The organism is Rhizobium sp. 01T444 (assembly GCF_056398305.1).
The window spans coordinates 44,060-69,106 of the sequence record NZ_JBFTPD010000023.1; the positions used below are offsets into that span (position 1 = coordinate 44,060).

Sequence of the window (25,047 nt, forward strand, 5' to 3'; positions counted from 1 at the left end):
AGAATGACACACACGCCCGACATTACGCGACCGCCCAAAGAGTTGATCGACGCGCTGAAGGAGATCGGCGCCGCGACGGTTTCCGGCACGCTTGGCCACATGGGCTTCCGCAATCCGCACATGGTGGGTCCCGTGGCGCAGAATCACGGAAAATCGATCGTCGGGCCGGCCCTGACGCTTCAATTCCTGCCCCAGCGGCCGGACCTCTTTACCGAGGGAGAATATGCGGATCCGGAGACGCAGTTGCACCGCCATGTGCTTTATCACGCGCAGGAGGGCGATGTGGTCGTGGTCGACGCGCGCGGCGACATGAGCTCCGGCGTCTTCGGCGATATGATGTCGACGTATTTCAAAGGACGAGGCGGCGCTGGCATCGTGATCGATGGCTGCATGCGCGATCGGCCCAATGTCGAGAAGCTGGATCTACCTTTATGGCTGCGTGGCTGGACGCCCAACTATCATGTGCAGACTGGCATCTATCCCAACGCCGTCAATGTTCCGATTGCCTGTGGCGGTGTCACGGTCATCCCCGGAGACATCATCGTCGCCGACGATGACGGGGTGGTGGTGCTTCCAGTCGCAATGGCCGCGAAGGTCATCGAAGAATCGCAAAAGCATCACGATTGGGAGGAGTTCTCACGCGTGAAGCTTATGGGGGGCGGGTCGTTGCAGCGCTACTATCCGCTCCATGACGATGCCCGCGGAGAATACGAAGAGTGGCGCAAAACAAACCGCTTGGGAACAACTTAGCCAATGGATTGCTCAAGGCGGGGCGGCGAACTTTCTCGGGTATCGCCGACGTCTACACAAAAAGCGCGGAGTCGAATGTCGCCATCGGCGCCCGCTTTTCGATCTGGCAGCCGGGCTCCAGCCGAGGTTCGCCGAATGTCACCTTCTATGAAGGGTTTCGGATGTCGGCAGCTTTGGGCCGAACGTTGCATGGCGACGTCTTTCGGACCTGGTCAACGTTCAGGTCGGGAGGGGCTGAAAATTTAAACTTCGGGCCACGTACCGCCACGCGTTGCCGCAATGTATCCTGCTAATTCGATCCGTCTGTCGTATTCGACGGCATGATTTCTCGTCGAGATCGGCCATCGTGGCGGGCAGTCTCACCAGATGAATGGAATCAGGCGCCAGCGCACGCGGCGCGCATAATCGTCATAGCCATCGAGGCCCGTGCGCAGTGTTTTTTCTTCAATGCCGATCCGGATGCCGAATAAGAATGCGAGGATGGGGACCGTCACAAGCCCCCACCATGAGCCGAGCACGAGCGAGGTACCGGCGATGTAGAAAAGCGCGCCGAAATACATCGGATGGCGGACGATGGCATAAGGGCCTGTTGTGATAACCGCCTGCCCGCGGTCCTTTTGTATTTTCACGACCGGCGCCGCGAAGCTGTTCGTGCGCATAACCCAGTAAATGAACAAAAGTCCCGCCAGAAGGAGGCCGCAGCCTGCCCACTGCACGGAAGATGGCATCGCCGACCAGCGCCAGCGCGCCGCATCTGCTGCCATGAAACCCATTCCTCCAAATATGAGGAGCAGGACTGGAATTATAATCAGCTTGTCCGCGAGCGGCTGATCCTTTTGCAAAGGCGGCTTCAGGCGTTCTCTGAGCAGCCCGGGATCAACGCGCATCATGATTGTCCCAAAAACGATTGATAGTGCGACCATTTCACCGAGATAGAGCCACCCACCGATGTAGTCTATCGTGCCCGCGGCGCCAAAGATAATCGCACCCATGAAGCCGTACCAGACGATCGTCTGGATGATAAGATTTAGAACGAGACCCATTTCTTGCCTCTCATGTCGAAGCTGTTAATTCTTCCGCCACGGGAATTCACCCTTCACCGCCGGCGCCGGCTACGTTTCCAGTGGCTCATGGCGTCATCCATGGCGCCGCGCATCACCCGATAGAATTCCGCCATCTCCTCGAGACGTGCGTTTACTTCCTTGGACGGGACGATTCCTGCCCCGGCGTTCAGCTGCTCGGCCAGTGCATCGAGCAGCCGGTTCTGTTGTCGGATCATGGCTTCGTAGTCGTCGGCCACCGCGTAAAGCGCGCGCTTGGTTCCGGGCTCGCTGTGGCGACGCGCGAGCGTATAGGTCTCCAACAAACGCGCTGCCACGCTTGCGCTGCTCTTGCTGATCCCGAGATCCTCGGTGATCTGGTCTAGGCTGACGGGACGGGGGCAGAGAAGCAGATGACCATAAAGCCGGGCGGCGATGGGCGGCACGCCCGAAGGCACCAGCAGGCGCGCCATATCCTCCACGAAGCGCTGCTCGTCTTCATGCATTTTATTTGATATATTCGACATATCCCGAATATATAGAATGAAGAGCTGATGGCAAGTATCAAGCTCTGGAGGGGGCTCATGCTTCCTATGGCCGGTCGCGGTGGATGGCGAACTCTGCGTGCGCGGCTACAACGGCGCCACGAGTCATCAGCTCAACAATCGCAGCGACGCCGAAGGCGTCGCTTGTCGCCACGCCTGGTGATGTCTGATGCAATCCACCATTTGCTCAACTCACCCGCAAAGCGAGCTTGCCGACGTAGTGGATGGCAAGGGCCCGGTGGGCATCAAAGACCTGTTCGAACGGGAATGTACTGTACGGGCGACATGGACATCGAACGGGCCAGAGTCAATCAGGCGGTTAAGCTTGCAGGTCGCGTCCTGGCAGCGGGCGCCGTTGTAGCGAATGAGCGTAACGCCGGGCCGGACATTTGGATCGGGCATCACGCCGTAGGGAGAGGCGACCCGACCGCCATCTCGCACTGACGACAGCGCTTGGTCGGCCGTCTCACCGCCGACGGTGACAACGGCAGCGTCGAGGCCGCCAGGAGCGAATTCACGAGCGGCCACCGCCGCGTCGTCCTTGCGCCCATTGACGATGGCGTCGGCACCCAGCCGCAGCGATGCGCCACGCCGTCATCGCCCGAAGCCACCGCGAATACTCGGGCGCCCATTCGTTTTGCGGGTTGGATGGCCATGTGCCCGATACCGCCGCTGGCGCCGAAGATCATTATTGTATCGCCCTACCTTGCGAGCAGTTCGTCCCGTTTTGAGTGATGAGAAGAAGCTTTCCATCGCGGCATTGTCCGAGACATTGCCGGATCGGCTCATCGAGCATGTGATGCCGTGATCGGCCATGAGGGCGGTGGAACTTCTAAAGAACCAGAGACGATCTCCGGCGGGACCATCCGCCGGAGAGTGGACGGTCGGGGCAAGGCCGCCCTCTCACACGCTTGCGATCAGGCCGCCATCGACCCTGATGACAGAACCGGTCAGATAGGAGGATCGCATGCTTGCAATGAAAGCGACCACGTCAGCATATTCCTGAGGGTCTCCATAGCGGCCGACCGGGATCGAGGCGGTGCTTGCGGCCGAGACCTCCTCCACAGGCCTGCCTTCACGCTTGGCCTTTTGCTCATCGAGGAAAGTGATGCGCTGCGTAGCGATACGTCCCGGCAGGACGACATTGACGGTCACGCCATCACGGCCGACTTCACCCGCCAAAGTCTTGGACCAGCCAAGCAGGGACATGCGCAGGGCATTCGAGAGGCCAAGGTTGGGAATGGGCGCGACGACACCCGACGATGTCGAGGTGATGATACGGCCCCACTTCTTTTCACGCATCTTGGGAAGCACGGCGTCGCTGATGGCGATGACCGAGAGAACCATGCTATCGAAATACTTGCGCCAGCTTTCGGCGTTCTGACCGGAAACGAGCGTCGGCGGCGGGCCGCCGGTGATATTGACGAGAACATCCACCTGACCGAACTGCTTATCTATTGCAGCGAGATTGGGCTCGATCACACCGAGATCGGCAAGATCCCATTGAAACGCCATCGCCGATCCGCCGGCCGCCGCGATTGTTGCGACGGTCTTGTCGGCCGCCTCCCTGTTGATATCGGCAACGGCGACGTTCGCGCCCTCCGCGGCTAGCGTCTTGGCGATTGCTCCGCCAAGTCCGCCACCGGCGCCCAATACGAGGGCAGTCTTGCCTTTCAATCCTAGATCCATGGTCTGTTTCCTTTCCGTTATTGTCGAACTTGTGCGACGTCATGATCAGCCCGCCATCCAGCCGCCGTCGACCATCAGGTTGACGCCGGTCATGTAGCTCGCCATGTCGCTGGCGAGGAAAAGTGCAGCATTCGCGACATCGCGCGGCTCGCCGAGCCGCGGCCAGGGCGTGCGACGGCGTGAATAGTCGAGAGCGTCAAGATCGTTGGCGACACCCGGCTTGCCGGTGATGATCTTGCCGGGGGCGATCGCATTGCAAACGATTCCTGCCGCTGCATGGTCGACAGCAATTTGCCGGGTCATCTGGACGATCGCACCCTTGCTGACCCCGTAGGGGAAATCGCCTGGGCAGGCGACCATGCCGTGCTGCGACGAAATGTTGATGATGCGTCCGCGCGTGTCGCCGACCGGCTCCTGCAGTAGGAATTGCTGCGCTGCCCGCTTGCAGCAATAAAAGAAGCCGGTGACATTGACGGCGATCACCCGATCCCATTGTTGCGGCGACGTTTCCAGGAGATCGGTCGAAGTGTAGATCGCGGCATTGTTGACCATGATGTCGAGCCGCCCAAACCCTTTCACCGTCTGTGAGACCAGCGCATCGACGTCAGCCCATCTGGAAATGTCGGCCTTTATGAACATACCCTTTCCGCCTGCCGCCCGGATGCGGGAAAGGGTCGTTTCACCTCCCTCGATCGGATCCTCGGAGACGTCGCCAATCACGACGGTCGCGCCCTCTTGGGCGTAGCGAAGCGCGATCGCGCGACCGAGACCGGAACTCGCTCCGGTGACAATGGCAATTTTCTTCTCGAGCATAGGCATGGGAGTTCCTTTAGTCGGCCCTGCGGACGACCTGGCCGCGATTGGGGATGATGAGCGTTCCGTCTTTGACGATGCGTTCGCCGCGGAGGAAGACATCGGTCAACCGGCCGGCCGCACGCCTGCCATGAAATGGTGTGTAAGCGGCGCGCGAAGACTGTTCGGCATTGGTGATGACAGCTGATCTGCCCATATCGACAATCAGCATGTCGGCATCACGACCGACGGCGATCGACCCTTTCGAACGTCCAAGCCCGAAGCGGTGGGCGGGATTGTAGGCGCAGATCCGCACCAGGTCCGGAAGCCCTATGACCTTTTCCGCCACAAGGCCCAGCATCACCGAAAGCAATGTCTGAAGTCCGGGCATGCCGCCGGGAATATCGGCAAAGGATTCATAGGCCGCCGACTTCTCGGCCGGGCTGTGCGGTGCGTGATCGGTCGCCATGATCGTGATCAGGCCCTCCGAGACCGCATGGCGCAGGGCAGCGACATCGTCATGCGCGCGAAACGGCGGTGATCCCTTCAGCTTGGCACCGTCCGTCTCGTAGTCGTCGGATGTGAAGAACAGGTTCTGCGGCGTCGTTTCGATAGTGACGTCAGCCATGCCCTGAAGGCGGCGCCAGGTTTCGACGCCGAGCTTCGAATTGACCTGGCGAACATGCACTCGCGCACCGCTCTCGGCGGCGGCAAGAACCGCACGCGCGATACCGCCGGCTTCGGCGAGCGGCGGCCTGCTGGCAAGAAACGCCGAAATGCCGCCGCTGCGGTCGCGTGAACTGGTTCCCTCGAGGATCGACTGGTCGCCGGGGGAAACACCGATCACCGTGCCGGTGTCCTTCAACCGGCGCAGCATCTGCGTGACCGCGTCCAGACTGTCGAACCGATAGTCGGCAGGCACATCTGCCGTGAACAGTTCAAGCGAAACCGGMGACAAGGCAAGCAGGTCATCCAGGCTGTCGCAGCTCTTTGAAACCACCGCCTGAAAACCGACGTCGACATTCAGTCGTCCCGCTGCGCTCGCCATCTTGTCGGACAATTGCTGCGCCGAAGCCGTCCAGGGATCGTCCGTCGGCATGTCGAGGATCGTTGTCACGCCGCCGAGAGCGCCGGCATGCGTGCCGCTCTCAAAGTCTTCCTTGTGCGTCAGTCCGGGTTCTCGCAGATGCGCATGCGCATCGACGAGCCCCGGCAATAGCTGCTTGCCGCCCGCATCGATGAAATTGCGTGCCATCGCGGTCTCGCCAGGCGCAAGCAGAGCCGCTATCCGTCCATCGAGAATGCCGACATCCGCACGGCCTTGACCGTTTGCATTGACGACCGTGCCGCCAAGGATCATCGTATCGAACACGTCCGCCTCCGCTTTTCTACCACAGACCTGCGAGCCGCGGTTCTTCGTGCGTGACAACCTCGATCAGCGCGGCCTGGCCGGCTGTAACCCTGTCCAGCGCGCGCAACAATGCGGGACGCAGGTTCTCCGGTTCGATCACACATTCGCTGTAGCCACCGAGGGCTTCAGCGATCGGAGCGTAGTTGCCCGTCACCCGATTCGCGCCATATTTCGTGGTGGCAATCGGCATGCTTTTCGCGTAGCCGCCGAGCACGTTGTTGCGCAGCACGACCGTCAGGACTGGCAGATTGCACCGCACGGCGGTTTCGAAGTCGATGCCGACCATTCCGAAGGCGGACTCTCCCATCAGATTGACGACCGTCGCATCGGGACGAGCAAGCTTGGCCCCCATCGCAAAGCCGAGGCCGCTGCCGAGCTGGGTGGTCTTGCCCCAGCCGATGTAGCCGCCGGGCGTGCTTGCCATATAGAACGGGCAGAACTGGTCACGCGGATTACCGGCATCATGCGTCACGATCGAGGTCTTCGGATCGATCGCCTGCATGATCTCCCAGACGACACGGTAGGGCGAGATCGGTGTGCTGTCCGATGTCAGCAGCGGCATCCACTTTTCCAAGAAGGCCGCACGAATGACGGCGATTTCTGCCGCCGGCTGCGGCCGGTCGCCAAGTGGCAGAAATTCCCGGCGGATAAGCGTAATCATCTGCCTGAGGACGGAGGCGGCATCACCGATCACGCCTTGCGAGATCGCATAGTCCTTGCCGAGATCGGCTTCGTCGAGCGTCACCTGCAGGATGGTTTTGTCGTCCGGGACCGGCAGGATGTAATAGGAGCGCGTCAGGCTGCTGCCGAGGGCAAACACGACATCGGCCCTTTCGAGAAAATGGTCGACCGTCGCCGGTCGTGCCCGGCCGGCAGTCCCAAGCGCAAGTGGATGGTCTTCGGGAAAGGCGCTCTTGCCGTTCGGTGTCGTCATGACGGGAACGTTCAACAACTCGGCCAGCTCGACCAGGTCCTGCGTGGCCGATGCGGCGAGAACTCCCTGCCCTGCCAGGATCACCGGGCTCTTGGCCGCAATCAGCGCTTCAACCAGATTGGCCACCTCACCGTCATCGGCCTGCGGCACGCTGCGGCGCGGGCGGCGATGATCGGCCGGACGGGCGTCGAGCGTTTCGGCCAACAAATCGACCGGCAGTTCCAGCAGAACGGGCGCCGGCGGCCCGTTTCTGACACGTGAAATTGCCGCATGCATCAGCTTCGGCAGATCGGCGACCTGCGTTGCCGCTTCGCACCATTTAGTGATGTGGCGGAAGTTGCGACGGGATTCGAAATTCGGGGCGACCGCTTCCGATCCGCGCGGATAACCGGTCGGCAGGAACAGCATCGGCACACGATCATTGAAGGCCTGAGCGATACCGGCAAAGGCGCTTTCGGCTCCCGGACCGTACTGGACGGTGACGACGGCGAGCTCCCTGCCGGCCGTCGCCCGGGCGTAACCTTCGGCAATGTTGACGGCGACCCGCTGCGTACGTGCGATCAGCGGCGGAATATCGAGCGCGGCAGACGCATCAAAAAGCTCGCTTGCCGGAAAGCCGATGATCTGCTTGACGCCTTCCTGCTTCAAGACACCGGCGACATATTCGGCGCCGCTTATCGTTTCCGCCTCTGCTTGACGATGGTCACCCGGCATCGCATGCGCACCGTCAGCCATGATGATCCATCCAGTAACGAGCGATGTCTTCGCGTCGCATGAAGGCAGCGCCCGGGGTCTTCTTGACGTGTTCGATCACGTCCCGAAGCCCCGACGCCCGATTGGGCTGGCCCATCCAGCGCGCATGCACGCCGATCGTCAGCATGCGCCCCCCGATCTCGTCGGCTTCGCCAATCATGTAGTCGATGGCAGAACGGCAATCCTCGGCAAAATCGCGCGGATTGCTGTAGCCGGGCGCAATCAGATAACGGCTGTCGTTCAGTGTCTTCGAATAGGGAACGACGAGAAGGCGCGTGCCTTCGTGATCGAGAAAATAGGGAAGATCGTCGTTGCAGGGATCGGAATAATAGAGAAAGCCACCTTCCCTGACGATCAGATCTCGGGTGTTGACGCTTGGAAAGGATCGGCAGTTCCAGCCCATCGGCCGCTTGCCGGTCAATTTTTGATAGAGGGCGATGGCTTCGTGAAGCTGTTGCTCCTCCTCATCGCGCGGCATGATGGAATATTCACTCCAGCGCAGGCCGTGGCCGAGCAGGTCATGGCCGCGGGCATTCATCCAATCAATGACGGCAGGGTTTTTCTCGAGCGCAACGGCGCAGGCCGAGACGGTTACCGGAATATCGTAGCGGTCGAACAGGCGTGATAGGCGCCAGACGCCGGCACGACTGCCATATTCAAAATGCGTTTCGGTGCCGAGGTCGCGCAGCGGCGGGCTGTTTGGGATATTGTATTCGCCCCAATTGTCGTTTCGCCCGTCCTCGAGCCAGGAATATTCGGCGCCCTCCTCGTAGTTCAGGACAAGGTTGATCGCGAGCTTGACCCCACCTGGCCAAGTCATGACAGGAGGCTTCGGGCCGTAACCGACAAAGTCGCGCGATTGATCTTTTGCCATGGCGCTCATCACTTTCCCTCGTTCTGATTTTCGTTGTCGATAATCCAGTCCATGTAATCGTGGAACGATTGCCTTGCGCCGCGCGGCTGCCAGCCGGTGTCGCGCGCGATGCGGGCAATGTCGTAGGCTCCCCACATGCCGTCTTTGAGTGAGACGTCCTGAATGATGTTGGCAGTTTCCCCCGGGCTCAAATCGACCTGCAGGTCCGGAGCCCGCTCCTTCGCCCAGGCGATGATGTCGCCGATCGTCGAGGTCTCGCCGCTGCCGATATTGTAGTGCCGGTAACGCAGGCGTTCTGCGAGGATCAGCGCGATGATCGCATCGGCGACATCGGTCGAGGTGATGTAGTCGCCGACAGGCTCCAGGCTGTTTGGCCGGATGGTCTCGCCAGCAAGCGCCATGTGGGCTACCCGGTTCGGCACGTGCCGGAAATTGCGGCTGCCGGTGACCCGGTCCATCGGCCCATAAACCGACGCAAGCCGAACGGAGGCCGCCGACAGATCGAACAGATCTGCGTAGCGGTTGACGACCATCTCGGCTGCAAATTTGGAGATCCCGTAAAGCGTCAGCGGCGCGACATAGCCATCTTCAGGAAGCGGCTCACCCGTCCAATCCGGCCCGTGGTGACGGTAGACGGAGCCCGAACTGACGAAGACGAGGCGTTGAATGCCGGGGCGTTCCCTCAACCATTCGAGAATGTGCACGGTGCCCATGAAATTGACATCGACGATCCTGGCAGGATCGTCAGCTTCGGGCTGGCGCTTTGCTTCTGCGGCACTGCCACGCGAGATTGGAGTGACAGTCGCGCCATGGACCACGTAACGGATATCGTGACTGTCGAGCGCTGCCTCCCACTGGCCGGGATCACAGATGTCAGCCGTGATAACAGTGAGCCGATCGCGGACCGGTGCAAAATAGCGCTCAGCCATGTCATCCAGGCCGGCGCGGTCAAGAATGACGACACGCGCCCTGGCATCACGATCGAGCCACGTCCGGGCAAGGACACTCATGACAAAGCCGGTTCCACCGGTGACAAGTAGGGTCATTTCAAATCCATCCAAAGATTTCGCGACATGCATCAGCGCGTGGCATAGCCACCATCGGCCAGGAGGTCGGTTCCGGTGACGAACGAAGCGTCCGACGACAGCAGGAAGGCGGCAGCAGCGGCAATTTCATCGGGCTTTGCGATACGACCGAGCAAATGCGCAGGTCCGAGTCCGGCATTGGCCGCCTCAAGATCCGGCCAACGCTGCAGCAGCCTTGGCGTGGCAACAGCGCCCGGCGACAGGCTGTTGACGCGGATGCCATCGACCGCATGATCGGTTGCCATGGCCTTGGCGAGATGCACGAGACCGGCCTTTGCTGCGCAGTAGGCGACAGCCCTGCCGGTCGCCACATGCGCAAACTGCGATGCGATGAAGACGACCGATCCGCCGCCGCCTGCAATCATTGCCGCAAGCGCATGCTTGCTGGCCAGGAAGGCGCCCGTCAGGATGACGTCGATCTCGAGGCGCCATTGCTGTTCGTCAAGATCGACGACCGTGCCACCCATCGAGGGTGCTGCGGCGTTGTGCACGAGCCCGTCCAGGCGTCCGAACCGTCTCACACCACTATCCACCGCGCGCCTGACCGACGCATTATCAGTCACGTCGCACTGGATGGCGAAAGCCTGAGGGCCAAGGGACTGGGCGAGCGCAGTGACGCTATCGAGCGATTGATCCGCACAGATCACCGAGGCGTTTTCATCGATGCAGCGGCGCGCAATCGCCGCGCCGATACCGCTCGCAGCACCGGTCAGAAAGATCACCTTGCCATCAAGGCGTGACATCGCCGCCGTCATGATGCAAGCACCTTCGAAAGACCTTGCTGCGGTGGGAACGGCCGGTGACGGGCAACGAACTGGCCCCGTCCCGGCTCGGCCATGATCTTTCCGTCGTCCCAGACGATGTCGCCCCGTGAGATCGTCATGATGGGCCAGCCCTTCACGACCTGGCCTTCATAGGGCGTGTAGTCCGTCGCATGATGCAGCAGCGAATTGGTGATTGTGACGCTGCGATCCGGATCCCAAATCGCGATATCGGCGTCGGCACCAACTGCAATCCGTCCCTTGCGGGGATGGAGACCAAAGAGCCGCGCCGGGGCGCCGGCGGTCAGATCCGCGAATTTCTGCAGCGAGATCAGGCCACCGTTCACACCAGCGGAAAACAGCAAAGCGAGCCGCGTTTCGATACCGGGAATGCCATTGGGAATGCGATGGAACGGGGTTCCCGGCCCACCCGCGATCTTGTCGGCATAGTGCCAGGGCGAGTGATCGGACGTGAAGACCTCAAGCGTTCCATCCAGGATGCCGCCCCAGATTGCCGGCTGGTTGGACTTGTCGCGCGGCGGCGGCGTGCAGACGCATTTGGAGCCGGACAGGTCGTGCGTATCGATGTCATCGGCCGAGAGGAAGAGATATTGCGGGCAGGTCTCGGCATAGATCGGAAGCCCTCTCGCCTTGGCGCGGCGAATCTCCTCGACGGCCCCGCCGGCGGCAACATGGCTGACGAGGATCGGGGTCTCGATCAGTTCCGAAAGGCTGATCGCCCTAAAGGTCGCTTCACGGTCACCGATCGCCGAATGGGCCTTCTCGTGATAGCGCAGGTCGGTCTTGCGCGCAGCGATGAACTTTTCGGTCAGCCAGCGAATGCAGGCATCATTTTCGGCATGGACCATGACCATCGCACCCTGCGCACGGGCAAGGTCGAGGACGTTCAACACCTCGTAGTCATCGAGTTTCAGCCCGTCATAGGTGAGGTAAATCTTGATCGACGTGCAGCCTTCGGCGATCAGGCCGGGAATTTCGTCGCGCAATACTTCGGCTGAGGGATCACCGACGATCAGGTGAAAGCCATAGTCGATCCGCGCCTTTGGACAGGCCCGCTTGTGATAATCCTCGACGATATCGCGCAACGACTGGCCGCGCATCTGCATGGCGAAAGGCACGACGGTGGTCGTCCCGCCGCACATCGCAGACAGCGTGCCGGTGTTGAAGTCGTCGGCCGTCGTTTTGCCTTCCCATGGCTGTTGATCCATGTGGCAATGGCTGTCGACCCCACCTGGCAAGACCAGACGACCTTCTGCTGCGACTTCATTTCTTCCCTCGGGCAGATCCGGCTCCAGCGCGGCAATCACGCCATCGCGAATGCCGATATCGATCTGCCTGGTCGCGTCCGGAAGCACCACGCGGCCACCACGGATCACGAGGTCATAAGGCTTGGCGCATGTCATTCGCATCCTCCCGAAACGAGGCAAGGCTTGGCCGCGCCGATCGGACGGCGGACAAGATTGAAGCAGGCGGCGGCAGCAACCAGAAAGGCTCCGCCGCCGAGGAGAAGGAAGAGAGCCTGCGGTGCGAATTGTTCCATCAATTGCGCGGCAAGCCCCGGTGTCATGATGTTGCCGATCGAATAGAGGAGCAGCAGGCTGCCCGACGCGGAAACCATGTGCCGACTATCGAGCTGCGCGTTGGCATAGGCGATTGCGACCGGGTAGATCGTCAGCGCGACTGAGCCATAGACAAAGAACAGGCCGTAGAGCAGCGCCTGGGGCCGCATTCCGGGCCAGGCGATTGCAGCACATAGACCCGCTGCCGCCAGTCCCTGCAGGAGCAACAGAACGCGCCGGTCCATGCGATCCGACAACCATCCGATCGGCGCCTGGGCGAGCATCCCGCCCAGGCTGAAAGCCGTCACCAGCGTCACCGCAACGGCAGCGTCGAGGTTCACCCGCTCCGCATAGATCGGCGTCATCGTATAGACGTTCATGTTGGTCATGCCCGACTGAAAGACGCAGACGACAGTGACTGGCGCGAGAGCGGCGAGCCGCCAGATGCCAAACCGGCTCCCGGAGTGGACGTTGCTGGCATCGACCGTCACTGCCAGCGGCAGTCGCAAGGTGGGCCAGGGGCCACCGACAAAGCGGGCATAAACCAACCCGAACAGGATGACCGCAAGCACAAGCTGAAAGAGATGAGGAGATTTCGGTCCGGCCGCCTCGATCAGCAATTGCGCAAACAATGTCGCAAGCGAGGTCATCAGCATATAGAGGGAAAAATATGTCCCGCGATTCTTCTGATCGGCATAAAGGTTGATCCAGCTTTCGGACACGACGAACAGCGCCGCGATCGAAAAGCCGTTTATCAAACGCAGGCAGAACCAGACCGGGGCGGATTCCGTCACCATATAGCCGCCGGCGCCGAACGCGGCGAGCAATGAGACGATCTGGAAGGCACGCTCATGTCCAAAACGGACGACAAGGAAACGGGCCGACAGGCAGCCGCCAAGAAAGCCTATGGGAAATGCTGTCAGCAGCAACTGGACCACGTGCGGATCGATTGCGGGATCGCTCAGATGAAGCGAAACCGTGGTCGTTAGAAGAGAATTTCCAGTCGCAACGATGCAGATACTCGCCAACACGTGCAGGATTGCACGCAGACCGGCGGCTTTCCGCCAGAAATCACCAATCAACCTGTCGGGATCGCGCATCATTATGCCTGTTTGACGGGAACAAGAATGGATGGCCGGGCGGCGAGGTCCGCCTGATCGATATGGCAGAGAATCTCGTGCGTGCCGGTCATCTTGCGCAGCGGCGGCGGTACGGTGTCGCAGATGCTGCCGAGCTTGCGGTGGCATCGCGTCGAAAAGCGGCAACCGGCGGGTACGTTGACAGGGCTTGGCGTTTCACCCGACAGGCGAATACGCTCGCGCGGCGTTTCGTCGGGATGCGGGCTGCGGATCGCCGACAGCAGCGCCTCGGTATAAGGATGGGCGCCTTCTCCGAAGACTTCCTCGACGGTTCCCTGCTCCATGATCTTGCCGAGATACATGACGACGACCTTGTCGGCGACATGGCGGACCAGCGCCAGGTCGTGGCTGATGAACAGCATCGTGGCGTGCTTTTCCCGCTGAATGTCGAGAAGAAGCGTCACGACCGCTGCCTGCACCGAGACGTCGAGAGCTGAAACCGGTTCGTCGGCGACGATCAGCGAAGGTTCGGCAGCAAAGGCGCGGGCGATGGCGATACGCTGCTTCTGGCCGCCGGAAAGCTGGTTCGGCTTTCGATCTGCAACGGCTGGAGACAACCGCACCATTTCCAGGAGCTCGCGGACGCGCTGCTCGATCTCGGCCTTTCCTTTTCGGATACCGAATTTCTTGATCGAACGACGAATGGAGAAGGCAGCCGAATGCGAAGGGTTGAGCGTACTGTCGGGGTTCTGGAAGATCATCTGGACCTGCTGCAACAGCGCACGTGGGCGCTCGCTCGCCTGCAGTTCGGCAATATTTTCGCCGGCCATGCGGATTTTTCCCGACGTCGCCTTGTCGAGACCCGTCACGATGCGCGCGAGCGTCGATTTTCCGCAGCCGGACTCACCGACCAGCGCGACGATCTCGGCTGTTGCCGCTTCGAATGTGACCGCTTCATTCGCCTTGACCGTCTTCTGGTGGCCGACAGGATAGAGACGGTTGACGTCGGCTAGCGAAATGGCCGTCGTTTTTTTGGTATCATACGCCTCGACATGCGCCCCGCTTGCGGTCGCAGCCGGAATGTCCGGCCAGCGAACACAACGCACAAGATGGTCCTCGCCCGCCGGCTCCAGAACAAGCCCGGGGCGGTCACAGAGGCCTGCCACGAAACTTGAACAGCGTGGCCCGAAGAGACAGCCCTGCGGCCGTTCCTGCGGTAGCGGGATCGAGCCCGGAATCGCGGCAAGTGTGCGGCTTCTCTTGTCGCCGGTGATATCGGGAATGCAGTCGATGAGACCGCGCGTATAGGGGTGTTTCGGCCGGCGGAACACTTCACCTGTCGTTCCCTCTTCGACCATCTTGCCGGAATACATGATGCCGAGACGATCGCAGCTTTCCGCGATCAGACCGAGATTGTGCGAGATGAACAAGAGGCTCGTCGAATAACGTTGACGCAATTCGGCAATCAGATCGATGACCGCAGCCTCGACCGTCACGTCGAGGCCTGTCGTCGGTTCATCGAGCAGCAGCAGGGACGGTTTGGCGAGCAATGCCATGGCGATGACGACACGTTGCTGCTGGCCACCTGATAGCTGATGCGGATATCGCCGCATCATGTCGCGGGCATCCGGCAGGCGAACGTCGGCAAGCATCGCCTCCGCCATCGCCATCGCGTCCTTCTTGCTGGCGCCCATGTGAAGCAGCGGCACTTCGGCAAGCTGCGCGCCAATCGTCTTGACCGGATTAAGCGCACTCATCGGATCCTGGTAGACCATGGCGATCTGCCGCCCGCGGATGGAGCGCAACTCCCTGGCCGAAGCATCGACCAGTTGCTTGCCATTGAAGCGGATGCTGCCGCCGGCAATCACACCGGTATTGCCGAGATAGCCCATGATCGCCATGGCCGTCGTGCTTTTGCCGCAGCCTGACTCCCCGACGAGCCCGTAACTTTCGCCGGGCATGACCCTGAACGAGAGGTCAGGGATCGCAACGACCGTTTCGTTCTTGCCGCGAAATTCGATGCGCAGGTTTTCAATGTCGAGAACAGGTTCACGATCGATCGATGGCGTGGTGGACATGGCCGCTCCTTGAGGATTGGACGCGATGATGTTCATGGCTTCCATGCCTCCCGCATACCGTCGGCGAGGAGATTGAAGCCGAGAACCAGGCTGACGAGCGCGAAGGACGGGATCAGCGACATGTGCGGCCAGACATTCAAGACAGTGACGCTCTCCTTGACCATGCCGCCCCAATCGGGGTTCGGTGGCGGCAGGCCGAGGCCGAGGAAACCGAGAATGCCGATGGTGATGATCGTGTAGCCGATGCGCAGGCAGGCATCGACGATCAGGAGACTGCGGCAGTTCGGCAGCAGCTCGACAATCATGATGTAGAACGTGCTTTCTGCCCGCAGCTTCGCCGCGGAGACGTATTCCTGCTGCTTTAGGCCGAGGACCAGGCCGCGCGTGATCCGGCCAATGCCCGGCGCCGAGGCGATCATCGTCGCGATGACAATATTCAGGACCGACGGTCCGATATTGGCGATCAGGATGACGTAGATGACGAGAACCGGAAAGGCCAGGATGATGTCGGAGAAACGGCTGATCAGCACATCGATCCAGCCACCATAATAGCCGGCAACCATGCCCATGGTGATACCGACGATCATGGCAACCGCCACCGACAATGGCGCGACGGATAGTACCGTGCGGGCGCCAAAGATCAGCCGTGACAGCATGTCGCGACCGAGGATATCGGTACCCAGCCAGTGGGCCGCGGACGGATAGGGGTTGCTCATTGCCATGACATCGGAATCCGTCGGCGATGGCAGCGGCAGGATGGGGGCGAGAAGGGCGGCAAGTACCCAGAAGAGAACCAGGCAAAGCCCGACGACGGCTGTGCGCGAATGGAAAATGCGCATCCAGTTGGGTCGCGCTACGCGTTTTGACGGTACGCCAACGACGCCGACGATATTGTCTTGAACAGCCATGATTTACCTCACCCGGATACGTGGATCGAGCAGCATGTAGCCAAGGTCGCCGAGCAGCTGCGTAATGACGGCGATGGCGACCGTGATCAGCGTGGCGGCTTCAAGCGTTGCGATATCGCCGAACAGACTTGCGTCGAGGATCAGGCGGCCGAAGCCCGGATAGGCAAAGACGAGTTCGGTCACGACGACGCCGCTGATCAGGAAGTTGATTTGCAGCAGGAGCACGGTGAACGGTGCGATCATCGCATTGCGCAGCGCGTGGCCGAGGACCATGCGGCGCGTGCTCATGCCCTTGAGGATTGCCGTTCGGATATAGGGCCGCTCCATCACGCCGATCATCGAGACGCGGATCATGCGGGCGACATAGCCAAAGTCGTAGATGACCAGCACGGCAACGGGCAGTATGAACTGGTAGGGCACTGCCCAGCCGCCATCGCTATTGAGAGGGCTCGTGCCTGGCAGGATCGGCCAGAGGATCACGAAAAGCGTCACTAGGAAGACCCCGGACGCAAATTCCGGAATGGAAGTGAAAGTGATACAGATGACCGACAATGTCCGGTCGAGCACGCCGCCCTCCTTCAGCCCCGACAGGATGCCGAAGATGATCGACAGCGGCACGATCAAGAGGAACGCCAGGCCGGCGAGGATAGCGGTATTGCCGAGGCGATCCCAGATGACGTCGTTGACGGGCAGCTTGTTCAGCGTCGAATAGCCGAAATTGCCAAAATACTGGGCACCGCGCGGATCCTTGAAATTCAGTCCGGTGGCAGGATCCTGGAGGGGGTCGGGAATTGCGCCGACGAGCACGCCCAGCCAGCGGCCATAGCGCACCAGCAGCCGATCATTGGCCTTCAGCTTCTGCGACAAAAGGTCGACCTGCTGCTGGGTGGCGAAGGGACCGAGCGACTTGCGTGCCACGCTGCCGGGAGTGAATTCGCAGACGGCGAAGACGAGGAACGAGGCACAGAGCATCGTCACCATCATCATCACCAGACGCTTGAAAAGGAAGTTCGCCATAGCCGGGAATCCCGAATATCGGGGCGTAGCACCCGGCCGCGTAAAGGCGGCCGGGCACCAGCCGGGAGGTTAGGCCGAGATCGCGTATTGATGCGCGAAGATATATTGCGAAGGATGAAGCTCGAAGCCCTTGACCTTCTTGTCCATGACTGTCGAGAAGACACGCCAGAAGGGTTGAACGATCGGTCCGTCGTCCTGCATGATCGCTTCGATCTTTGCCATGACCTTGCTGCGCTCCTTCGGATCGAGGATGCCTTCGGCTTCCGTCAGCAGCTTGTCGAAATCCGGATTGGAATAGTTGGATTCGTTCCAGGCGGCATTCGAACGGTAGGCAAGTGACAGCGTCATGATTGCCAGCGGCCGGTGGCCCCAGGCTGTCAGGCTGAACGGCGACGTCGTCCAGACTTCCCAATATTGCGCACTCGGCAGCGACTTGATGTTGACCTTCACACCGATGTCCTTGAATTGTTCGGCCAGGACTTGCGCCGTGTTGAGCTCCCAGATCGGATCGGGGCGCGTGGTCATGTCGAATTCGAAACCGTCAGGATAGCCTGCGTCAGCCAGGAGCTTCTTGGCCTTCTCGATATCTCGGGGATATTTCGGCAGGGCCGCATATTCGGGATGTGACGGCGCGACGTGATGATCCTCGGCGGGAATGCCGGCACCGAGAAGCGCGGTCTGGATAACCTTGTCGCGGTCGATCGCATAGCGCATCGCCTGGCGCACGCGCTTGTCCTTGAACTGCTCGATATCCGGATGCATGCGGGCAACGACCGTTTGCGTCGTCTCGACCTGGTAGACGGCGACATGCGGGAAATTCTTCATCGCATTGATCTGGACCGCATCGGCTTCCGACAGGCCATCGACCTGCTTGGAGGCCATGGCGGCGATGCCGGCGCCCGGGTTGTCGCCGAGGTCGACATATTCGAACGTGTCGAGATAGGGGCCCGTGCCCCAATAGTCGGTCCTGGCCTTGTACTTGGCACCCTTGCCGACGACGTATTCGGTGATGACAAAGGGACCGGTGCCGTTTGCATCGGCCCCGAAGGCACCGTTTTCCTCCGGATCGAGGATGAACATCGGGTAGTGATAGAGGTGCTCGGGCACGGCGATCTGCGGCGAGGAGCAGTTGAGACGGACGGTGTGATCGTCGACCTTCTCGATGGCGTTGTCGGCCCAGAGCTTGCTCGACTTCTTTGGATTGCCCTTCTCGTCCTTTTCACCGGTTTCGTATTCCTCGACGAGATAGCCGGTGAAAAGCCCGAGCATCGACGAACCGATCGCCGGATCGCAGACGCGCTTCAGGTTCCAGACGACGTCGTCTGCCGTCAATGGCTTGCCCTTGCGCCACTTGACGTCCTTGCGCACATGCAGCGTCCATGTCTTCAGGTCGTCGCTGACGTCCCATTTCTCGAGAAGATAGGGATGGGTGATATTATTGCGGTCCGTGAGCGTGAGATATTCGCAGACCTGACGGATGACGTTCGACTTCTCGGCGAAGTCTGCCAGATGCGGATCCTTGATCTCCATGCAGCGCATGCCGATGCGCAGATTTCCGCCTTTCGGCAAATCGTCCGCCTGAGCAACATCGCCGGGCATCGTTACACCGGCCAGAGAATAGGCAGCGGCCGCCGAAACACCGAGCAGTGTTGCCTTTCGAAGGAATTCGCGGCGGCCGATCGCGCCGCTCGACATCTGTTCGACCAGGGTCGGAATATAGGAATGTTGAGACTTATCCACGGTAGTCATCTCCTAGTTAGCGCTTTAACTGTTCCGATTTTATGGGTTGGACCGATCGGCTAACCTTTGCCGGCAAGCCGCGGTCGCAGCGGGCTTTTTGCCCGTCGCCCGTCCGTCTTCATAAAAATTAAAACGGGATGAACCTCGGTGACATGCAGTGATCCGACATCTTCTCTGCGTCGATCGACATTGTTCATGCGGTTGACATCCCCCGTCGTTTCTCGGCGTTTCTGGTGGCAGCAGGGCTCTCGCGAAATCGCGTGCGATACGAGCGACCGAAATGGGAGGCCGATTGATAACCGCAGATTTCAGCGATCTGTCCGATCGCCAATTCCGTGTAGACCAGCAGTTCTCTTGCTCGCGCCATGCGCAGCTCGATGTAGAAATGACTGGGACTTTTTCCGAGGTTGGCGTGGAACAGCCGTTCGAGCTGCCGCAGCGAAAGCGCGACGCTGTCGGCGAGATCTGAAATCTCGACTGGATCGCCGAGACTTGCCTCCATGCGGCGCACCACGAATGCAAGCTTGGCATTCCTGATGCCGAAACGATCTTCTGGCGACATGCGCTGGACGTCATCCTGGCGCCTGATCCTCGCATGGTTGAACTGGTCTGAAATGAGCGCGGCGAGCTCCCTGCCTTCCACAGCGGAAATAAGGTAGAGCATCATGTCGAGCGTGACCGTACCGCCCGAAGAGGTCAGGAAGCGTCCGTCGATCGCGAAAATATCGTCCGTGGCGAGGCAGTTCGGAAACTCGCTGCGAAAGCTTGCAAGCGATTCCCAATGAACTGCACAACGTCGTCCCTCCAGCAACCGCGCCTTTGCCAGGAAGAACACTGCCGTACTGACGGCGCCCAGCACGCATCCTTCTGAATGGATGCGTCTCAACCACGCAAAGACATTGGCATCATAGGCATCGGCATAATTGATCCCGGCACAAAGTATGACGATATCGCAACGGGGCGCCTGCCCTATTGCCGTATCGGCATCGAAGCCCAAACCGCTGCTGGACTTCACATGGCTGCCATCGGCCGAGAGAATGAGCCACTCGAAGGCCTTTCGCTTGGCCAGACGATTGCCCTGCCGCAGCGAGTCGAGCGCGGCGGCGAACGTCATCAGGGGGAAGTCCGGCACCAGGAAAAAGCCGATCCGGATCGGCCGATCACCCTGTGCCAATTGCTTCAGCGTATAGGTCTGCTCCATCATGGGGCGAGCTCCAAACATCCGCTTGCCCTGCTTTTGCCGGTCTGCAGCAGCCACGGGCTTTGGCGGGCAACCAAAAGCAGATACCGACGATCTTGTCTCACCGCATGGTCAATCGGTTTTCCGTCACATCGTAGCCGGTGACCGGCTCGGCGGGCAGTCTTGCGTCATGACGCAGGATTGGCCTCGCGAGACGGCCGTCTTCGGCCGCCCCGTCGAGCACCATTCCCTTACGGGGGGTGTAATCCAGTTGGTCGTGCAGTGTCCCGGCGCTGATCCGCGCACGTATTTCGTCATCGCGGATCACGATGTCGGCGTCGGTATTCAGCGTGGAAATCCCCATGCAATCCCGCTGGTATCCCACTAAGATACCGTAGCAAGAGCTGGTTGATTGAGTCAATCGGCAAATTGGCGAAGGGCCGCTCACGAATTGGGAAGAGGACGATGAAAAGGCGCATGGGCGCGGAGGCCAGTCGGATATCGGAACTCAGCGACGATCAGATACTCTCGCTGATCGAGACTCGTGAGCTGCGCTCGGGGACGCTGCTGGAGACCGCACGCCGAACGGTTCCTGGCGGTTACCGAACGTGCGTGAAGGATTTTGCGCAGCTGACCCAGTTTCGCCCTAACGTCGAAAGCGAGGCCGCCTGTCTCGACCTCATTGAACCTTGACGACGAACCGCATGTGTTGATTGCGAAATCTGCGCCAATCGATGGCTCGAGCAGCGGTGCCGATGGTGCGCACGCTGCTGCATATGTGCAAGGTCGAAACTTCCTCGGCGTTTTAGCCAGGCCCGTTGAGAGCAGCTTTGCATCCTCGGCGCCATGCAAGCAAACGATGCCGATCTTGCCAGACAGAACACGCGCAATCAGCTCGATCGGGGCAGGCTCGGATTTCTCAAGCCTGCTGACCAAGGGCCAGCGGCCTTGATGCCTCAATCCGAAAAGAGCCAACGCATGAAGCGTTCGCGAACGCGGTCTATATGGTCGGCCATTGCCTGGCGCGCCTCGTCCGGTTTCTTGTCAGCCACCGCCTGCAGGACGGCGATGTGCTCGCGCGCTTGCTGCTCGAAATTCCTCTCCATGCGCACGACATGGGCCATGCGCGCCTTGTCGCGCAGATTGCGGATATACTGCGCAAGCATGGGCTTGCCGCTGGCATCGGCGATGAACAGATGAAAGTCGTCGTCATATTCCCAGAAAGAATCGAATTCCAGACTCGGATCCGCGACGATCGCCCGGCTCTTTTCCAGTATGGCATCGACGCTGCCGGGGCTACTGCGATTGGCAGCCTGGGCGGCGGCTTCGCCCTCGAGTAGACGGCGGATCACCAGGATCTCCATCAACTCTTCGACCGCCACCTGCCGGATGACGATGCTGCCGTTCGACAGGCGCGACACGAGGCCCTCGCCCACAAGCCGGTTGATGGCGGCCCGCAGCGGCGTTCGCGACGCCTTGATCTGCTCTGCAAGCTTGCGTTCCGTAAACACATCGCCGGGACCGAGTTCGCGCGCCAGAATCAGGCTCCTTAAGTACTGATAGGCTTGCTCCGAGATTTTCGTCTGATCTTTTCCCGTGGTGATGGTTGCTTCGTCCGCCACATTCAATCCTTGAGAGTTTTCCCGCCGGCCTCCCTCTTAGACGATGAGAGGACGCCAAGCAATCCCAGCGGGGTCCCGCTGGTTTGTTCGTCGTGCCAAGTGCGGGATTTGCGCTTTACAAACCCATTTTTGTCGCTAACTTCCCCACGTGCCCCGCTGGTATCCCAGTGGGATCTATATGGAGTTGACGTGAGCAGGATCGTTCAACAGCTTAAACAGGCCGACTTCGTGGATTTCGGCGATGTCATTGAACATCAGGGCGATCAGCGCCGCCGCGCGCTCTCGATCGACTTTACGCACGAACAGGACGGCATGCGTCGCGCCTTTTGGGTGTCGAAAGTCGTCGCAGCGACAGCTCTTCCGGCAGAAGTCAAATTCCTTGAGAGACATCCCTTCTCCGACCAGGCCTTCGTGCCTCTTCGCGACACCCGTTTTCTTGTCGTGACTTGCCCGAGCAATCCGGACGGCAGCCCCGACCTGGAGCAGATCCACGCCTACGAAGCAGGTCCCGGGCAGGGTGTGATCTACAGGCGCAATGTCTGGCACGCACCGCTTTCCGCTTTCGACGCTCCCGTCGAATTCTTCGTCACGATGGGGGTCACCGAAAAGGCCGCAAATGACGAGTTCTACGAGCTGCCGACACCTGTCGTGATCAATCCGGGGGCATGAGAATGAAACCGAAAAGCCACCTGACGCGGGATTTTGTCGGCTACGGCGCCGATGGCTACGATCCGAAATGGCCGGATGGAGCGCGCTTGGCGCTGAACATTGTCATCAATGTCGAAGAAGGGTCCGAGCCCTCTACCCTCGATGGAGATGCCGCAAGCGAGACCGCGCTGACGGAAGGCGGTTCGGGCTCGTTTGCCGGCCGCGATCTTGCCGCTGAATCGATGTTCGAATATGGGAGCCGTGTCGGGTTCTGGCGCCTGGCGCGATTGCTTGAGGAACGGTCCTTTCCGGCAACCGTCATGGCATGCGCCCTGGCGCTTGAGCGAAACCCCGAAATCTCAACGTATCTGCGGACAAGCAGATTCGACGTCTGCGCTCATGGTTGGCGCTGGGAGCACCATGGCGGGCTTTCCGTCGACGAGGAGCGTGCACGGATCAAAAGAACCGTGCAAAGCATAGAGGCCTCGATCGGCACCGCACCCGAAGGGTGGTATTGCCGCTATGGCCCAAGCGTCAACACGCGAAATCTCCTCGTCGAGCATGGCGGATTTTCCTACGACAGCGACGCCTATAACGAGGAATTGCCCTATTGGGTGAAGGTCGGGGACCGCAATCAGCTGATTGTTCCCTATAGCCTGACCAACAACGACGCCAAGTTCATGCGCGGCGCCATGGCCACCGCCGACCATTTTTTTCAGTTCCTGCGCGACGCATTCGACGTCCTTTATGCTGAAGGCAGGCATGCCCCGAAAATGATGTCGGTCGGTCTACATTTGCGCATCGCCGGTCATCCGGGAAGGGCAGCCGGGCTCCAGCGTTTTCTCGATCATGTCGCTCGCCACGACGGCGTCTGGGTGTGTCGCCGCGCCGACATTGCCAGGCATTGGCATCAGCACCACCAGCCGTCACCATAGTCAACGCCAGCAATAGAAAAGGGGAATGCAATGACAAAAAAAGCAATCAATTCAATCGCACTTCTGGCCGCTCTTGGAGCCTTGGGGCTTTCCGGCGCACCTGCTCTTGCAGATGACCATGCTCAGGACCAACCACTCGTCGTCGGCTCGGATTTCGGCGTCGCGCCGTGGATGGTGCGCGGTGCAAGCGGCCCGGAAGGGTTCGGCGTCGATCTCATCAACGCGATCGCAAAAAAGGTCGGACGGCCTTCGGTCGACGTGCAGGACATCAACTTCTCCGGCCTGTTTGCGGCACTATTTTCCAAACGTATCGAATTCACCGTCAATCCGCTCAACATCACGCAGGAGCGGTCCGAAAAGATGCTCTATACCGAGCCCTTTTTCGCAACGGGCAACGGCTTCCTCGTCAGAAAGGGCGAGAAACTCCCCGCGCTTGAGGGGCTGAAGGGTCAGGTCCTAGCCGTCAACCGGGGCACTATCTCGGACACCTGGGCGACGCAGAACGCCGAGAAATATGGCTTCGAGGTGGAGCGCTACGAGACCTTCCCGGATTCGGTGCAGGCCGTTATCACCCATCGCGCTTTCACAGCACTCAACGAGATCCCGACAACCGTCTTTGCCGCCAGCAAGAATCCTGCCATCGAGGTCGGCTTCAAGGATTTCAACGGCCGTAATTTCGGCTATGCTTTTCGTTACGGGGACGAAGCCTATCGAGACAAGGTCGAAGGCGCGATCGAATGCCTGAAACAGGACGGCACGATGGCGAAACTCTACGAGAAATGGTACGGCGAAAAGCCTGTTGACGGCACGGCCCTGACGACCGTTTTTCCCGGTTATGGCGCGCCGGGCTTCAAAGGCTACGACGACAAGCCGCACGAACTCGCCTGCAACTAACGGTGCTCAGATCCGGCGCGGCTGTGCCGCGCCGCGCTCCACGGCGAGGGTTCCATGGACCAGATTCTCGAAAACTACTTCAATGCCCCGGTCATCGCTCAAGCTTTGCCGGAGGTTTTTGCCGGCTTCATCGTAACGGTCGAAGTGGCCGTCTGCGTGATCGTCATCGGCGTCCTTACCGGGCTTGGCCTTGCGCTGCTGCGTTGCGCCAACAATCGGCCTCTCAACGGGCTGGTGACGGCCTATGTCGAGGTATTTCGCACGCTCCCGCAACTCGTCATCATCATCTTCATCTATTTCGGCCTGCCCTATCTCGGGCTGACCTTCTCGCCATTCTTCGCGACGGCGCTTGCGCTTGCTGCGGTCCTTGCCGCCTTTTCCGCGGAAATCTTCTGGGCAACGATCATGGCGGTTTCCAAGGGCCAATGGGAGGCCGCGTCTGCACTCGGCATTTCCCGTGCCCTGACGCTCCGCTTGGTCATCCTGCCGCAATCGATCCGGCTCGCCATCCCTTTGATTACCAACCGCTCGATCGCCATCACAAAAGGCACGGCGCTTGGTGCAGCGGTCTCCCTTCCCGAGGCGCTCGGCAGCGCCCAGAGCGCCATGTCCATTTACGCCAACCCGTCACCGCTGACATTGGCGGCCGCCTTCTATCTGGCTTTCTTCATCCCGCTCGTTTTCCTGAGCCGTGTGATGGAAAAGCGCTATGCACATGCGCATTGAGGAGTG

25 protein-coding genes and 1 pseudogene are annotated in these 25,047 nt (G+C 60.3%); 6 read left to right on the forward strand and 20 right to left on the reverse strand.

The window, feature by feature from the left end; translation table 11 throughout:
• The first annotated feature begins 3 nt into the window (after positions 1-3).
• Complete coding sequence (locus tag AC1DTN_RS26055) at positions 4-750, forward strand: ribonuclease activity regulator RraA (RefSeq protein ID WP_113321055.1); 747 nt, start codon at positions 4-6, stop codon at positions 748-750.
• A gap of 359 nt (positions 751-1,109) precedes the next feature.
• Here AC1DTN_RS26055 and AC1DTN_RS26060 read toward each other — a convergent pair whose 3' ends face one another.
• The 19 genes and pseudogenes from AC1DTN_RS26060 to AC1DTN_RS26150 all read right to left on the reverse strand — a co-directional run bounded on the left by AC1DTN_RS26060 (position 1,110) and on the right by AC1DTN_RS26150 (position 20,580).
• Entirely contained in the window at positions 1,110-1,793 is a 684-nt protein-coding gene (locus AC1DTN_RS26060) for a methyltransferase family protein (protein WP_113321056.1), read from the reverse strand.
• 53 nt (positions 1,794-1,846) lie between these two features.
• The gene (locus AC1DTN_RS26065; protein WP_477923227.1) at positions 1,847-2,296 is read right to left on the reverse strand and encodes a GbsR/MarR family transcriptional regulator; all 450 of its coding nucleotides are present in this window, start codon (positions 2,294-2,296) and stop codon (positions 1,847-1,849) included.
• 231 nt (positions 2,297-2,527) lie between these two features.
• Complete coding sequence (locus AC1DTN_RS26070) at positions 2,528-2,863, reverse strand: MDR/zinc-dependent alcohol dehydrogenase-like family protein (protein ID WP_442207411.1); 336 nt, start codon at positions 2,861-2,863, stop codon at positions 2,528-2,530.
• A gap of 66 nt (positions 2,864-2,929) precedes the next feature.
• A pseudogene (locus tag AC1DTN_RS26075) lies at positions 2,930-3,154 on the reverse strand (hypothetical protein); the annotation flags it as partial.
• Between the two features lie 84 nt (positions 3,155-3,238).
• A complete protein-coding gene (locus AC1DTN_RS26080; protein WP_113321058.1) occupies positions 3,239-4,024 on the reverse strand; it encodes an SDR family oxidoreductase in 786 nt (261 codons plus the stop codon).
• Positions 4,025-4,069: 45 nt separating this feature from the next.
• Positions 4,070-4,843 carry an SDR family NAD(P)-dependent oxidoreductase gene (locus AC1DTN_RS26085; RefSeq protein ID WP_113321059.1) on the reverse strand — a complete coding sequence of 258 codons (774 nt, stop codon included), beginning with the start codon at positions 4,841-4,843 and terminating at the stop codon, positions 4,070-4,072.
• Between the two features lie 10 nt (positions 4,844-4,853).
• The gene (locus AC1DTN_RS26090) at positions 4,854-6,188 is read right to left on the reverse strand and encodes a dihydroorotase (protein WP_113321060.1); all 1,335 of its coding nucleotides are present in this window, start codon (positions 6,186-6,188) and stop codon (positions 4,854-4,856) included.
• A gap of 16 nt (positions 6,189-6,204) precedes the next feature.
• Positions 6,205-7,896, reverse strand: coding sequence for a thiamine pyrophosphate-requiring protein (locus tag AC1DTN_RS26095; protein ID WP_442207409.1), 1,692 nt, complete (start codon positions 7,894-7,896; stop codon positions 6,205-6,207).
• Positions 7,889-8,797, reverse strand: coding sequence for an allantoinase PuuE (locus AC1DTN_RS26100; protein ID WP_439018552.1), 909 nt, complete (start codon positions 8,795-8,797; stop codon positions 7,889-7,891). The genes AC1DTN_RS26095 and AC1DTN_RS26100 overlap by 8 nt, the downstream gene beginning before the upstream one ends.
• Complete coding sequence (locus AC1DTN_RS26105; protein WP_439018553.1) at positions 8,797-9,834, reverse strand: NAD-dependent epimerase/dehydratase family protein; 1,038 nt, start codon at positions 9,832-9,834, stop codon at positions 8,797-8,799. Before AC1DTN_RS26105 ends, AC1DTN_RS26100 begins: the two co-directional genes overlap by 1 nt.
• A 32-nt stretch (positions 9,835-9,866) precedes the next feature.
• On the reverse strand, positions 9,867-10,628 hold the full coding sequence (locus AC1DTN_RS26110) for an SDR family NAD(P)-dependent oxidoreductase (protein WP_442207408.1): 762 nt from the start codon (positions 10,626-10,628) through the stop codon (positions 9,867-9,869).
• On the reverse strand, positions 10,625-12,058 hold the full coding sequence (hydA, locus tag AC1DTN_RS26115) for a dihydropyrimidinase (RefSeq protein WP_442207407.1): 1,434 nt from the start codon (positions 12,056-12,058) through the stop codon (positions 10,625-10,627). The genes AC1DTN_RS26110 and hydA overlap by 4 nt, the downstream gene beginning before the upstream one ends.
• The gene (locus AC1DTN_RS26120; protein ID WP_442207406.1) at positions 12,055-13,317 is read right to left on the reverse strand and encodes an MFS transporter; all 1,263 of its coding nucleotides are present in this window, start codon (positions 13,315-13,317) and stop codon (positions 12,055-12,057) included. Before AC1DTN_RS26120 ends, hydA begins: the two co-directional genes overlap by 4 nt.
• The gene (locus AC1DTN_RS26125) at positions 13,317-15,407 is read right to left on the reverse strand and encodes a dipeptide ABC transporter ATP-binding protein (protein ID WP_477923228.1); all 2,091 of its coding nucleotides are present in this window, start codon (positions 15,405-15,407) and stop codon (positions 13,317-13,319) included. The genes AC1DTN_RS26120 and AC1DTN_RS26125 overlap by 1 nt, the downstream gene beginning before the upstream one ends.
• Positions 15,404-16,279 carry an ABC transporter permease gene (locus tag AC1DTN_RS26130; protein ID WP_113321067.1) on the reverse strand — a complete coding sequence of 292 codons (876 nt, stop codon included), beginning with the start codon at positions 16,277-16,279 and terminating at the stop codon, positions 15,404-15,406. The genes AC1DTN_RS26125 and AC1DTN_RS26130 overlap by 4 nt, the downstream gene beginning before the upstream one ends.
• Before the next feature lie 3 nt (positions 16,280-16,282).
• Positions 16,283-17,296, reverse strand: coding sequence for an ABC transporter permease (locus AC1DTN_RS26135; RefSeq protein WP_442207404.1), 1,014 nt, complete (start codon positions 17,294-17,296; stop codon positions 16,283-16,285).
• Positions 17,297-17,365: 69 nt separating this feature from the next.
• Entirely contained in the window at positions 17,366-19,045 is a 1,680-nt protein-coding gene (locus AC1DTN_RS26140; RefSeq protein ID WP_439018560.1) for an ABC transporter substrate-binding protein, read from the reverse strand.
• Positions 19,046-19,229: 184 nt separating this feature from the next.
• A complete protein-coding gene (locus AC1DTN_RS26145) occupies positions 19,230-20,240 on the reverse strand; it encodes a GlxA family transcriptional regulator (RefSeq protein ID WP_113321070.1) in 1,011 nt (336 codons plus the stop codon).
• Between the two features lie 97 nt (positions 20,241-20,337).
• Positions 20,338-20,580: an amidohydrolase family protein gene (locus tag AC1DTN_RS26150; RefSeq protein WP_113321071.1), complete on the reverse strand. Its 243-nt coding sequence runs from the start codon at positions 20,578-20,580 to the stop codon at positions 20,338-20,340.
• Between the two features lie 101 nt (positions 20,581-20,681).
• Between AC1DTN_RS26150 and AC1DTN_RS26155 the strand changes: the two genes are divergently transcribed.
• On the forward strand, positions 20,682-20,909 hold the full coding sequence (locus tag AC1DTN_RS26155; protein ID WP_442207403.1) for a hypothetical protein: 228 nt from the start codon (positions 20,682-20,684) through the stop codon (positions 20,907-20,909).
• Between the two features lie 263 nt (positions 20,910-21,172).
• Here the strand turns inward: AC1DTN_RS26155 and AC1DTN_RS26160 are convergent, their stop codons facing one another.
• A complete protein-coding gene (locus AC1DTN_RS26160) occupies positions 21,173-21,838 on the reverse strand; it encodes a GntR family transcriptional regulator (RefSeq protein WP_162747938.1) in 666 nt (221 codons plus the stop codon).
• A gap of 189 nt (positions 21,839-22,027) precedes the next feature.
• On the opposite strand from AC1DTN_RS26160, the gene AC1DTN_RS26165 reads away from it, so the two are divergent.
• The 4 genes from AC1DTN_RS26165 to AC1DTN_RS26180 are packed head-to-tail and all read left to right on the forward strand — an operon-like array spanning position 22,028 to position 25,041.
• Complete coding sequence (locus tag AC1DTN_RS26165; RefSeq protein ID WP_113321075.1) at positions 22,028-22,507, forward strand: ureidoglycolate lyase; 480 nt, start codon at positions 22,028-22,030, stop codon at positions 22,505-22,507.
• A gap of 2 nt (positions 22,508-22,509) precedes the next feature.
• Positions 22,510-23,421 (forward strand): allantoinase PuuE, encoded by a 912-nt coding sequence (locus tag AC1DTN_RS26170; protein ID WP_442207402.1) that lies wholly within the window; start codon positions 22,510-22,512, stop codon positions 23,419-23,421.
• Between the two features lie 30 nt (positions 23,422-23,451).
• Positions 23,452-24,315: a substrate-binding periplasmic protein gene (locus tag AC1DTN_RS26175; protein WP_442207401.1), complete on the forward strand. Its 864-nt coding sequence runs from the start codon at positions 23,452-23,454 to the stop codon at positions 24,313-24,315.
• Positions 24,316-24,369: 54 nt separating this feature from the next.
• Positions 24,370-25,041 carry an amino acid ABC transporter permease gene (locus AC1DTN_RS26180; protein WP_113321078.1) on the forward strand — a complete coding sequence of 224 codons (672 nt, stop codon included), beginning with the start codon at positions 24,370-24,372 and terminating at the stop codon, positions 25,039-25,041.
• The last annotated feature ends 6 nt before the right edge of the window (positions 25,042-25,047 follow it).